The 13,040-nt window shown below is 46.7% G+C and carries 10 protein-coding genes and 1 pseudogene; 4 read left to right on the plus strand and 7 right to left on the minus strand.

The window, feature by feature from the left end; all coding sequences use genetic code 11:
- Positions 1-4: 4 nt before the first annotated feature.
- From BLU33_RS19905 to BLU33_RS19915, 4 genes and pseudogenes are all read right to left on the minus strand, one after another.
- Positions 5-1,090, minus strand: a complete 1,086-nt coding sequence (locus tag BLU33_RS19905; protein ID WP_091377269.1) for a ComEC/Rec2 family competence protein — start codon at positions 1,088-1,090, stop codon at positions 5-7.
- Positions 1,087-3,222, minus strand: coding sequence for a hypothetical protein (locus BLU33_RS19910; RefSeq protein WP_232009333.1), 2,136 nt, complete (start codon positions 3,220-3,222; stop codon positions 1,087-1,089). Before BLU33_RS19910 ends, BLU33_RS19905 begins: the two co-directional genes overlap by 4 nt.
- Positions 3,223-3,450: 228 nt before the next feature.
- Positions 3,451-3,903 (minus strand): annotated as a pseudogene (locus BLU33_RS25715) (hypothetical protein); the annotation flags it as partial.
- A 35-nt stretch (positions 3,904-3,938) separates the two neighbouring features.
- Positions 3,939-4,730: a hypothetical protein gene (locus BLU33_RS19915; RefSeq protein WP_157682269.1), complete on the minus strand. Its 792-nt coding sequence runs from the start codon at positions 4,728-4,730 to the stop codon at positions 3,939-3,941.
- Positions 4,731-4,906: 176 nt separating this feature from the next.
- Between BLU33_RS19915 and BLU33_RS19920 the strand changes: the two genes are divergently transcribed.
- The 4 genes from BLU33_RS19920 to BLU33_RS19935 are packed head-to-tail and all read left to right on the plus strand — an operon-like array spanning position 4,907 to position 7,553.
- On the plus strand, positions 4,907-5,470 hold the full coding sequence (locus BLU33_RS19920) for a hypothetical protein (protein WP_091377276.1): 564 nt from the start codon (positions 4,907-4,909) through the stop codon (positions 5,468-5,470).
- Positions 5,467-6,123 (plus strand): hypothetical protein, encoded by a 657-nt coding sequence (locus tag BLU33_RS19925; protein ID WP_091377279.1) that lies wholly within the window; start codon positions 5,467-5,469, stop codon positions 6,121-6,123. Before BLU33_RS19920 ends, BLU33_RS19925 begins: the two co-directional genes overlap by 4 nt.
- Positions 6,090-6,881 (plus strand): sensor histidine kinase, encoded by a 792-nt coding sequence (locus BLU33_RS19930; protein ID WP_091377281.1) that lies wholly within the window; start codon positions 6,090-6,092, stop codon positions 6,879-6,881. The genes BLU33_RS19925 and BLU33_RS19930 overlap by 34 nt, the downstream gene beginning before the upstream one ends.
- Before the next feature lie 3 nt (positions 6,882-6,884).
- Positions 6,885-7,553 (plus strand): response regulator transcription factor, encoded by a 669-nt coding sequence (locus tag BLU33_RS19935; RefSeq protein ID WP_091377283.1) that lies wholly within the window; start codon positions 6,885-6,887, stop codon positions 7,551-7,553.
- A 440-nt stretch (positions 7,554-7,993) separates the two neighbouring features.
- Here the strand turns inward: BLU33_RS19935 and BLU33_RS19940 are convergent, their stop codons facing one another.
- The 3 genes from BLU33_RS19940 to BLU33_RS19950 all read right to left on the minus strand — a co-directional run bounded on the left by BLU33_RS19940 (position 7,994) and on the right by BLU33_RS19950 (position 12,997).
- A complete protein-coding gene (locus BLU33_RS19940; RefSeq protein ID WP_091377286.1) occupies positions 7,994-8,608 on the minus strand; it encodes a TetR/AcrR family transcriptional regulator in 615 nt (204 codons plus the stop codon).
- Between the two features lie 407 nt (positions 8,609-9,015).
- The gene (locus tag BLU33_RS19945; RefSeq protein ID WP_172829272.1) at positions 9,016-11,547 is read right to left on the minus strand and encodes a zinc-dependent metalloprotease; all 2,532 of its coding nucleotides are present in this window, start codon (positions 11,545-11,547) and stop codon (positions 9,016-9,018) included.
- Positions 11,548-11,623: 76 nt separating this feature from the next.
- The gene (locus BLU33_RS19950; RefSeq protein ID WP_091380820.1) at positions 11,624-12,997 is read right to left on the minus strand and encodes a RagB/SusD family nutrient uptake outer membrane protein; all 1,374 of its coding nucleotides are present in this window, start codon (positions 12,995-12,997) and stop codon (positions 11,624-11,626) included.
- Positions 12,998-13,040 lie beyond the last annotated feature (43 nt).

The following is a 13,040-nucleotide window of genomic DNA, read 5'->3' on the forward strand; positions in this document are numbered from 1 at the left end:
CTTTTTAATTAATGGTGTAAACCTGCGCGCCCACGCTAAAGTTGCAGGTAGTGGTGATATCTACATGATTGGTTTCCTTTTGTACCGACAGGTCGATCGCGGGCTGGTGAGGGTTATTGAGCACCCCCTTATTGCCGAGCCGCTGGTAATAGTCCTGTTCGCTGGTCATGTAATAAGCCTGCATATCCGGATCAGTCTGCAGCAGCGCGATCACTTCAGGGCGCGGATGCTTATAGGTCCCATTCCGTCCGCTGGAAATGATGGCCACAGCGGCTTTCGCACCGCTGACCCATGCGGCGTTGGTACTACAACGGCTACCATGGTGGTTTATCTTATAAGCGCTGACGGGCCCGGACTGGCCGATCACATTTGTTTCCAGATCAGCGAAATTACAGCCATAGGTACCTGCGCAGGTGCCCGCCTGCTGACCGTGCTTCCCACCGATATCCCCGCAGGTCAGGTATCGAAACTTCCCGTAAGTCAGCAGGAAACCCGTAGAAAGATCATTTTCGTCCGGGTTAGCAATCGTGCTAACCGCGTTAAAATTGCCGTTCGGATTATAGACGGAGCCGTTCACACAAAGACAGGACAACTGGATGGTGTGCGTACCGCCGGTATTATCGTAAAAGAGTACCAGTGACTTACCGGGTATCAGCGTAGCCCTCCGGTTTCCGTAGGCAATGGCTGCGGTTCGGTAGGCGGCGCCTTTGGCAGGATGCGGGAACAAAATATCGCCCCGGTCAAATACGCTGTCGATGACGATACCGACGGCATTCGTAAGGATCACGGCGAGACCGCCCACATGATCATTATCATAATGTGAGGCGATCACCGCGTTGATATGTGTGATATGCAGCGTTCCTGTAAGGTAATTAATAATGGTTTGGCCACAGCGCTTCAGACCACCATCGATCAGTACGGTCCGGCTGATATTGCCTGCACCGTCCCGCGCTACGATAAAAGTTGCATCGCCCTGGCCTACATCGATATGGTGGATGACCACCGACTGCGGCTGAGCTGCCAGGCTGCTTAATAACAGCAAGCATATAACTGCAACATGGCGGAGCAGCTGATCACATTGTTGTTTCATCTTGTTTTGCGTTTTAATTGCCCGATTTCCCGTTTGAGCTGCTCATTTTGTTTTTTCAGTTGGATCATATACAGGGAAAGCTCTTCAATTTTGACCATCATCAGTTCCTGTGTTTTAGCGACATTCAGCCCTGTCTGCCTGATCTCCTGCTCGGATGGCATATCGGGGAGGTGCCGGTTCTTTTCTATATACCGACTGAGTTCCCCGAGTGGTCGCAGCCGGTAATTTCGGTCAAATACATAATCAGCCCAGCCGGATTCGATAGTCAGGGCCACCGCCCTGATCTCCCCGTTAACCGAAAGTTTAAACCTCTCATCAGGATTAGTGGTTCCTATCCCGACATTGCCCTTACGGTTCACCACAAAGGCGCTGTCACTGCTGTTTCCGCTGCCACCCTGCACATGGAACAAAGCCAGCGGCTTATTTGTACCTATGCCCACGTTACCTTTAACCTTTGCGTACAGGTTAGAGGTGTCCCGGTTAACAGAATCCAGCGCCCAGCCATAATCCGGGTTTATAGGCCGCCATTTACTGCCACCCCAGGCCAGTATCTGGTTTTTCTGCGGTCGCAAGGTATCAACGACATAGCCCTGCAGGAGACCGGCATTCCATAAAGGTTCATTTACCCGGGCAATAACAGAGTCTTTATTCAGGCGGATCCCTTTTCCTGCCTTTAAATAAAGGGAATCCGGACGCCAGCGCCCATTCTTCCAGCGCAGTAGCTGCCCGCTTAGCGGTGCTGCCGTATCGATCAGCCTGCCCTGTAGCATCCTTGTATTCCATAAAGCTTCGCCCACACGGGCGATTACTGAATCCCCGTTCAGGCGGATACCCGGTCCGGCGATCAGTTTGCCGGAATCAGGTGTCCACTGGTTATTGATCCATTTCAATACCTGCCTGTTCTTGGGGCTGATGGTCGAAATTTTATTACCCTGTAGTTGTCCTGCATTCCATAACGCTTCATTGGTCCGGGCGATTACCGTATCATCATCCAGCCTGATTCCACTTCCAGCGAAGATCCGGAGGGTATCCACATTCGCAGGAGTCCAGTTGCCGTTTAGCCACTTTAAAAAATTTCCTTCCGAGGGAGCCGTAGAAGCCAACGCATTACCCCGCAGTTTAATAACACTCGCATTACCAGGCTTTCCACTGAGATCCCCGCCAAGGTCAATATCTGCTGCGCGCCGGGCTTCCTCCGCCGATGACGCAGCAGAATCGGCTGAAGCTTTCGCATTGGTTTCTGAAGTTTTCGCGTTTTCCTCCGAAGTCTTGGCATTCATTTCCGATGTTTTAGCGTTGGTTTCAGAGGTTTTGGCATTCGTTTCCGATGTTACGGCCCTGGTTGCCGAACCGGATGCCTCAGCTGCCGAACCAGTTGCTTCAGCGGCAGCAGCAGTCGCTTCGGTTGCCGCCCCACTTGCTTCAGTGGCAGCGGCCGTCGCTGTGGCAGCGGCGGCGGTCGCCTCTGCTGCGGCTGCAATAGCCGCCACAGTGCACGAACATGACCCCTCGTCTCCTTTATCCCCCTGGTCACCTTTATCGCCTTTATCACCTCGGTCCCCTTTATCGCCTTTACTACCCCTGATATAAGCGGAGCTTCGCCAACCGTTATTTTTACGGTAAATACTGTCGGTCGCCGTATTCAGGTAAAGGTCATTTTCATTACCCAGTTCCGGCGAAGGGACGGTCGGGCCTGTGTACCAGGTGCTGCCATTAATGCCCGAACTCCCTCTGACATAAGCCACCGGCTGCCAATGGTCACGCTTCACCAGCACACTATCAGTCACCGTGTTCAAGTACAAGTCGCCCGGGCTGCCCAGCGAGGCCCCCGGGTTCCCCGGGCCAATGAACCAGGAACTGCCATTCGTACCAGGCTGCCCGCCGCTGCCTTTAATATAGGCGACCGGCAACCACCCGGCCGGGCCTTTATGATAAATACTATCGGTCAGTGTATTGAGGTAAAAGTCGTTTACCGACCCAATGACCGTTTGCGGCGCCGTGGTACCGCTGTACCAGGTCGCGCCGTTGATACCTGGGGCGCCGTGCAGGCCTGTCGTGTCTCCCAGCCATCTTCCGTCAAACCCGATCACTTTATGACCGGCAATGGCTATATCGCCATTAATATCCAGCATCGCCTGTGGGTTGTCCGTGCCGATGCCTATCCTCCCCAGTCCTGAAAGCGAGTCAGCCGGGCCGACAAAAAAGGTGGGATGCTCACTGCCAAAACCAATAGACAGAGAATTGGGTATATTGTTAACCAGCGGGCGGGAGCCGGAAAGGCCATTGCCCAGCACAAAGCTGTTCAGCCCGCCTGCCTGCAGGAATTTGCCGACAGCCAGCGAAAAGCGGCCCGTTGCTGATACACCGTTCCCGATAGCTGTAGCATTGTCCCCACGGGCTTTGGAGAAGCCGCCGATAGCAATGGCCGAACGTCCGGACGCGGTACTGCCCGCACCGAATGCCAGGGCGCTGCTGTTCAGTGCGCTATCCAGCAAACCGATACTGATGGAATTCGGCCCGGTATTGACATTCCTGTTCCCGATCGCCACTGAACCGTTGCCGGAGACCCTGAGGTACAAACCGATTGCCGTGGCAAAATCACCACTGACCGTATCCGTATTGCCAATAGCCGTACCGAATTTCCCGCTGACCTGGGAATTTTTCCCCAGGACCACAGCCGTAGTATCGGAAATAAAGGCAGCGGTTACCGCTGCCTTTATCAGGCGTTGCCCGCTGCCGTGTTGCTGACTGTAGCCTGCATCCGCAGCAATACAGAGCGCAATAAACAGGGCCATAGATCTGAAGGTATACATAGTGATAAGGTTTAAGCTGTTGACTGCTGCAATGACTAATGCAGTATAATATTACTCACTCCGCCGATGACACTGCCATTTTCCACAAAACTGACATGGTACAAGGCAGCAGTACCCGGGACGCGCTGCGCCGTATCGATCACCGCATTCAGCTGCCAGCGTTCACCCGGCCGGTAGCTTACTTTTTCTCCCAGTGCCTCGCCGGTTACACGGTCGGCCAGGCCGATCTGCTCTCCGCCTGGTGCCTCTGGGATATCGGCAGGGATCCCCCTGGTCCTCAGCAGGCTGCTGTTCGCCGCCAGCGGCGCGCGGCTGATCTGTACATAACCGGAATGCCCGGTATCATTGATATCAAAAGGGCGCAGTACGGTTGTCTCGGCAGCCGAAAGCTGGTGTATATCAACATTATGCTGGGCAACCTGTATATCGTTCGCATTCACAGGAGTACCCGGAACGGTTGGCGGCGGCGGGCATTCGTCACAATAACCCACCGCAACCAGGCACTGATGGGAGGACTGGGAACTGTCCGGCACCCAGGGAATAGAACAGTAAATAGTAGCGTTCCCATTTGCAGGGATCTGCCCGATCACATTAGTACCGTGCGCCTCGGGCGGCCATAACCCATTTCCGGAAGGCAGCAACACAAAAAAGCTGACCGTAATATTATTGACCGGACCGTTATAAAGGTTAAATACTCTTGCCCATAAAAAGCAGGGGTTTCCCGCCTTGGGAGTAACAGGATTACCGACACTGTCACCGGCCCAGACGTTAGGATTGTTCCATACAGGGTTGCCCCCCATATTTCCTTGTAAACTTAGAATCGCCATAACATAAAGATTTAATTGTGAATTAATTTGTACAGCAAATCTGGGCATTAAGCCCATGCAGGAAAAGACCGGAAAGCGCCTTTATGCTACCGGTTTTTCACTGTTAAAAAGGTGAAAAACAACCTGCTAACGGTAAAGAAATATTTCTTAATTTGTAGTCAATTCATCTGGATCTTATGTCACTCAACAAAAACTTATTGTTCTTCGCCGTAGCAGCTATGGCGTGGGCATCCTGCGGCAGGCACGCCGCCACCGTCACAAAAACAGCATTATCCACTACTCCCGACAGCGACACCGTCAGCATCGCTACGGCCACACGCTATGTCAGCAATTATGCCGATTTCAACCATGACAGCCTGCTGAACACGGACGGAAAAAAGCAGCAGAACACCCGTTGCATCTGGTTCAGTGCGCGCCGTCTGAGGCACCTGCTGGACAGCGTCACCAGCCAAAAAGGCGATGGTATCCGGTTTTACATGGCCGCGTATGACCCGGCTTATAAGGGCACTGATTCCCTGGCCCCAAAGCGTATTTACTGGCGTCATAATACACTCGTCATGGTTTCTACCCGGCTCGACACGGCCAGCGGGAACCATGTTGATTATTATAACGGTGTAGCGCAGCAATCCGGGCCAAAAGGTTTTATCGTGGTCAGCGCGCCTGAGAACCGCGGCGAACTGTGCCCGCCACCGGCCAATTGTAATTCTATTGGCGCCACCCTCATCCCCGCCGGTCAATGATCTTTCTGACCTTCAATACCATCACTGAACTGCTTTGTCTCCTTGCCGCGGTCCTGTTCCTTTCAAAGGATAAGGATCCGGCCTGGCGATTGGCGATCATTTATATGGCGCTGACCTGCCTGGGCGAATGCACAGGGATCTACGTACGGCGTTGCCTGCACCAGCCGAATTACCCGGTGTACAACACCCTGTTGCTGTTTGAATGCGCCTATCTCTCTTTTTTCTTTAAATGCCTGTTCCGATCTTTGGGAAAAAATAGCAACTGGCTGCTAGCCTGGTTCCCGCTTTTCTTTGCGGTTTATATCGTGGAACTTTGCTATGTCCATCCCGCTGATTTTGCAGATACCACCGCATCGTTCATGTCCGTTTTCTTTGTCCTGCTCAGCCTGTATTTTTATTACCTGCTGATTACCGGTGAAAAATTACTGGAACTCTGGTCCTACCCAGAATTCTGGTGGGCCAGCGGCGCGCTGTTCTTCTATTTCGGGAGCACCGTTTGCAACACTTTTTTTAACTATCTTAGTCAGGACAGGATTGCCGTGTTCAACCACTCTATCCGTTATTTGGTTTTTAATCTACTGAATCTAATTTTATACGGCTGCTGGTCGTACGCCTTTTTATGCAGATATCGTCAAAGGAACTCTTTAACCTGATCGTCATCCTATCGGCCATATTCCTGATCGCGCCGCTGTTTATGATGATCTTTATTTTTGCGTACAACAAACGAAAAAAGAGGCACGCGGAGGAAAAAAAGCTACTACAGCGAAACTTCGAGCACGAACTGCTGCGGACACGGATGGAAGTCAGGGAACAGACATTACAAACCGTAGCTGCCGACCTGCATGACAATATCGGTCAGTTGCTCAGTCTGACCAGGGTAACCTTAAGCTCGATCGATCCTGCGGACCCGGCAAAAACAAAAGATAAGGTCAATACCGCCGAGCAGTTGACCAGTCGCTCGATCAGGGAACTCCGGCAGCTTTCTCACCTCTTATATGGCCATGAACTGCCCGGGCAAAGGCTGGAAGCCGCCATCTCGGCAGAACTGGAATGGTTGAATAAATCCGGCAGCTACGAATTATTTTGGGAACCCAGGGGTATCATTACAGATCCAAGGGCCAAAGACAAAGAGATCATCCTGTTCCGGCTATTTCAGGAAATCCTCAATAACGTGATCAAGCACGCCGGGGCAAGCCAGATCCGGGTAAAGCTCTCGCAGGAACCGGGGGGCCTAAGCCTATCAGTAGCCGACAATGGCTGCGGGTTCGATGTCAAGGAAGCGGTGAAAAAGGCCGATGGAATGGGCCTCCAAAATATCGCCCGGCGCACGGAACTCATCGGTGGCAAAGCCCTGTTTGATTCCGTATCCGGTGAAGGAACAACGATTATTATTCATTTAGCCTATCTTTAAATCATGGAAAATGAAACGATTTCGGTGGCTATAGTCGATGACCATACCCTTTTCAGAAAGGGCATTGCCAGTTTGCTGGCAGAATTCAAGGAGATCACCATACTGTTTGAGGCGGCCAACGGTATCCAGCTCCGGCAAAAAATCAGCGACGTGGGCATACCGCAAGTCATCCTGATGGATATCAATATGCCCCTGATGGACGGCTATGAAAGTACCTCCTGGCTGAAAACCCATCACCCGGAAGTAAAAGTGCTCGCATTAAGTATGTTCGAAGATGACCAGCCGGTCATCCGAATGCTCCGCTGCGGCGCAGGCGGCTATTTGCTGAAAGAATCCAAACCCGTGGAGTTGCTGAGCGCCATACAAACGATCCATAAGCATAGCTATTACCTGAACGAAATGGTCAGCGGGAAACTGATCCGTTCACTACAGGGCGATGCCAACAGCGATAGTTTTAAATCCGGGCTTTCACCCAATGAAGCCACCTTTCTGACACATTGTTGCTCCGAACTGACCTACAAGGAAATAGCCGACCAGATGAACCTCAGCCCCTACACCATTGACAACTACCGGGATGCACTGTTCAAACGCTACCAGATCAAATCCAGGACAGGACTGGCCCTACTCGCGCTACAGCATGAACTGGTCGATATCAAACGATTATTTAAATAACGGGCATTAATTTAAAATGACTTATAAATAATAACTGCAATTTGAGAACTGAATCTATAAGAAACCATCATTTGGAAAGTTCTTTAAATTTTTATGAACGAGAATGATGAATTCATTTTTAACACTTCAAGTTGGTTATGGGAAGCCAAATAACTGTCGAAAATCTAAAATTTGACACGGACTCAGATGGTCAATAATAAAGGACCCCATCAAAAGGTTGCTGACCAGCCCGGAAAGATGGTACTTGTCAGTAAGATTATTCATTGCGCTTATATGCTAATTGTAAAAGTTCAAAAAATAAACTTCGGCACAATCTGGAGACGGTGAACAATTATTATCGACGATTTTCTTTATGATGACGATCTGGGGAACATCAATACTAATGATATTGAAAGCATACCGCTGAATCTATAGGTTAAATCCTTGAAAATCGCTACTCTTTAGGCGGCATGCTCATAGGCCCATTCAATAATTTGTTGAATGGCTTTCAGTAAAGTCTTCTGACCTTCCTTTGATCTGACATCCATACCGCAGATGATGCTTCCATTGTAAATGGAATGTACATTAGCATAATAAATACCACCTAATAATAATACGGCAATAGGTCTGAATTGCACAATCGTATCTTTAAATTTCTGATCGGCCAATTCGAGTATAGGTTCAGCCATAAGCTCCCTGGTATTATGAATGCTTCTCATCAACTCACTATCGCCAGATAACTCCCATAAGATTAAATGCTGCATTTCCATATCAGTAGAAAGGTACTGCCATTGCTTTTGCAAAACATCAATGATGAGATCTTTCCCTGCTTCATGATTTCTTTTACCAACTTCTTCATTTATCTTTTCAAAGAATTTCAACCAGTAGTCCTTCTGTACGATATATGCTTCAATCAGCCTTTTAATATCTCTGCCAAAATATTGATAAATCAATGATCTGTCTACACCGGCTTCTTTGGCAATACGGACAATGTATAGGCCTTTTTGTCCTTCAGTTTTAAATACTTCACCTACAGCATCAATAATCTTTTGCTTGGTTAAATCTTTGTTTTTCATTCTAAGAGCTTAGGTATAGGTATATGAGTATTGCTGTTTTTTATTTAGATAGAGTTATTAAAAAAGGCGCTCCCGGCTCTTTCCGGGATGCGCCTATCTAACTAACTATTAAACTGATTTATAAAGAACAAAGAGTATTTTTAGCCACCGTTACGGTGATCCTTTGATATTTGCATGATTATGGCAAATACAAACACCAGGATAAATATATAACCCAGGGTAATTGCGTTCATCTCTGATCTTTTCTCTTGTATTTGAAAGTCAACAGACCATCAAGTTCATCTTTCCCTTTCATTCGATTACTGATCATTTTTATAATGACAATTATAGCAATCAAGGAAATCAGAAATATCCCAATAAAAAATACGATATGCATAAAACAATAGGTATTTACTGTAATGACGAATTTATTTAACACTAAGCGCCTCTGTAATTCTATCATTCAAATCCAATAAGTGACTTCTGGTCATTTCATCTTTAACAAATGGAAGATCTGCTTTGATCAACTTTTGCTGGTAATGTAATTGTGATTTGATTACTGATGACATATCACTGGATTGAGACTTTAATGGTGCATTATCTGATTGCGAGGGTGGCCCATTTGGACTATCTGCAGCACCAAAATAAGGCATTGCAGCAGGAGGCTTAATTATGCTGATTAAATTTTCAACATAGCTCTTTTGCAGGTTTCGCCTGTAAACATCTATAGGCTGGTGAGTATACAGTTCCTTATCAATACCATAGTTCAAATCCTTAAAAAACTCAGTTATGGTATAAACATCTTTATCTCCGCTCGCCTCTGCCTCAATCATCCTGGTCATACGGTATTTTCCAATTAAATATTGTATCACCCCTTCCTGGCGTTCAGCTGTGATGGTCATAAAGCTCTGCCCTGTCCGGTTAAGCACCTCTGCATTATACATCCATATAGGCGTAGTAAACACATTACGATCCAAAAATTTCATAGCCTCTCTTTGTCGGCTTGCAGGCACACGTTCAAAAACGTCTCCTGGCTGGTCAGATGTTTTTGCTGTGGTATAAACACCCGCTATATTTTTCATAACATGAACCAGGTAACGATCAAACTGCGCATTCAAAGCAGTATACATGTCTTTTAAATTATCGTACCCTTCGTTCGGAGTTTTTGTCCATTCAATTAATTGCGGTAAAATACGTTTCAAATTTTTTATACCGTATTCGCTGGCAATCATGGCATTCTCACCTAAATCTTCATTTTGATAACGCGGATCATTGGTACCGATCTCTGTGCCAAACAATAAACGTTTGTTTTTTAGCTTTTCAATGGTCAGTTTGTTTAAAAACGGCACTTCCTCCTCGGGGGTTTTAAACTCATCATAATATTTGTAGCCCCATTCAATAGCCCATTTATCATAATCGCCAATACGTGGAAATAAGCCTGCTTCGCTTATATGATCTTCGGGTTGTGCCACATAATTAAACCTGGCGTAATCCATAATTGAAGGGGTGTGCCCGTTCGCTTCAACATAGGCTTTATCTCTCAGTTTTTCAACAGGAACCATCGCGCTTGCCCCAAAATTATGGCGCAGCCCCAGGGTATGCCCAACTTCATGAGATGATACAAAACGAATAAGCTGGCCCATCAGATCATCATCAAACTCCATCTTTCGGGCTCTTGGATCAACTGCTCCGCATTGAATCATATACCAGTTATGGATCAGCTTCATCACATTATGGTACCAGTTAATATGGCTTTCAATAATCTCGCCGGTGCGTGGGTCAGCAATGCTTGGGCCGCTTGCGTTTGACATGGTAGATGGCTTATAAATAATGGCCGAGTGACGGGCATCTTCCAGGTCAAAAGAAGGATCTTCTTCAGGCGTTGGCGCTAACCGGGCCGAAATAGCATTTTTGAAACCAGCCTGTTCAAATGCAGCATTCCAGTCATTAACACCCTGAATTAAATAAGGGATCCATTTTTTAGGTGTAGTTGGGTCGATATAAAATACAATGGGTTTTTGTGGTTCTACCAACTCACCTCTTTTGTATTTCTCCAAATCTTCAGGTTTAGGTTCCAATCTCCAGCGATTTATCAGACTGGCAGTTTTAACACCCTGCGGGTTAGCATCATAGTCTGTATAATCTGTTGTAAAATAACCAACACGCGGATCATACATCCTGGCTTTCATTGGCTTTTCGGGTAACAGGACCATGGAGGTATTCAGTTCCATGGTAAAACCACCGCTCATGGTTGTACCTGCCATAGCATAGGTTTTAATCGTCCTTAGCTCAACGTTGGTTGGAAATGTGTGCGCGTATTTAACATAGCTGCGATCATTTTGCTGGTTGCCTATATGTAATAATTGCTTTTGTATAGCCGAACCAAAATAAAAAAGATCATTATCAGAATTGATATAATCGGTCATATCTACAACTACTGCTGTTGAGTCTGGTTTATAGGCCGCTATAGGAAATGCGGCCACAATAGGCTGCATTGTGTTTCGCTTAACCGATGCATACATGGCCTGTGTACTATCTTTAGAATATTCGGAATAAGACATTTTACGGATGAACAACTTATTTGCCGGCCCTTTTTCAAACTGGATAATAGTTCCGCCGATCGGGTCACCGGCATAACCATCGCCTCCCCTGCCTATTCGCATATCCGCAGAAGCAGCTGCAATGCGGCTCATTATCAGCAGATCTTTATTGAAAATAGCATAAGGTATTTCAAATAAATAACGGTCATCAATTTTATGAATTGTTATCAGCCCCTTCGTTGTTATTGCATCGGCTGTAACTACATCTTTATATGGGCGTACCTTGACTTTTGCCGGTTTCTTTGCCGTATCTGCTGGTGTTGCAACTGTATTGGATTGCGATTTCTCTTTATGTGGCTGTGCATAGCTTGCACCTATTCCCGCCAAACAGAAAGTTATGATTATAACTCTGTTGATCATTTTATTAATCATGTATGGTTGTTTATTAAGAATTGAAAGTGGGTGGCTCTTTAGTCAGAGCCACCCTTTATAATAATTATGGATTCTGAACGATCTCCGGATTTAACAAAATGTACTTATTATCAATTTGATAAGTATAGCGCGCGCTGTTAGGCTCAAGTGTGTAAGTAACACTTTTAAATACCCTTGTATAGGTTTTGGCAAACGCTGCATCCTGATTAAGTCTTCTCATATCAAACCAGCGAAAACCGCGGCCAAATAATTCCCTCCTGCGCTCATTAATAACCAGTGCAAGCGCATCAGCAGCATTACTTGCCGTCAGATCTGTGTAATCAGCCGGCGTAAAACGCTTCTTACGCAGCGCATTTAGCAGGCTTACCGCCGTGGCCGGATCGTTTGCACGGGCTGCACTTTCGGCTTTAATCAGCATCATTTCAGGAACGTTTGGCCCGATATATACATCTTGATTGCTATTATAATTCTGACGGTAATAACTACGCCCGTAAGCTGCAGTTCCAAAATTTAACCCGGTAAATAATATGTACCGCAGATCTTTTGTACCTAAAAGCGTTAACAGATCACCGCTTAATGTCACCTTATTGAAATTGTATCCACTACTTAACTTTGAGAAAATGGTTTCCGGGTCAAGCAGCTTTCCGGGTAAAGTCCCGGGGGCCGAAGCATAGGTATTTAAGTCTATTAAAGTGCTTTGCAATGCAAGTGCCTTACCAGCATAAGTACCTGCATCGGTAAAGTTTCTCATTTCTAATGAGGTTTCGGCCAATATTGCGTATGCAGCAGCTTTGGATGGATCTGAGTTATAAGCAGGCAGATCAGGCAAATTTGGCAATGCTGTTGTTAAATCCTTAATGATTTGTGCATAAACATCAGCTAAAGGCGGCCTTTTTAAACTTGCGAAAAGATTTGCAGTAGTAAGCAAGGGAACGCCCAGATCAGTGGAGGCGGTAGATGGATTATATGGAGGAGCATATAAATTTACCAGGTTTAAGTAAGCATAGGCCCGGTGAACCAGGGCCAGTGCTAATATGGCATTTTTTTGTGTTACGGTACCACCTTCACTCGTCATTACCCCATCGGATACATTATTACAGATCATGATCTGTTGATAAAAACGCTCCCAGTCAACGTCTGATTCTACGTTTGTGGCATAGCGGGTAGGTGCCCAGGTATAAGTCAATACAAATTGAACATCTGCTGTTTGCGTAGTGAATGAATTTTGATACTTTATACTATCAATACTTACATCATCAGACGAAACTAAGGGAAAACTGTATGAATGCTCTAAAACAGATGTATTATTCAAAAGATCCTGATAATCAGAAGTATATTTAAGCGCATGCATTCCTACCGCAGGTATTTCTACATACTTACGGCACGAGCTTGTGATCAGGGAGCCCACGACCACAAGGGCAACTATATATTTTTTCATGTTGATACTATGGTTAAAATGAGTATTTAGAATGTTAGCTTTT

Origin of the sequence: Mucilaginibacter mallensis (assembly GCF_900105165.1) — a bacterium.
In the GTDB taxonomy this organism is placed as follows: domain Bacteria; phylum Bacteroidota; class Bacteroidia; order Sphingobacteriales; family Sphingobacteriaceae; genus Mucilaginibacter; species Mucilaginibacter mallensis.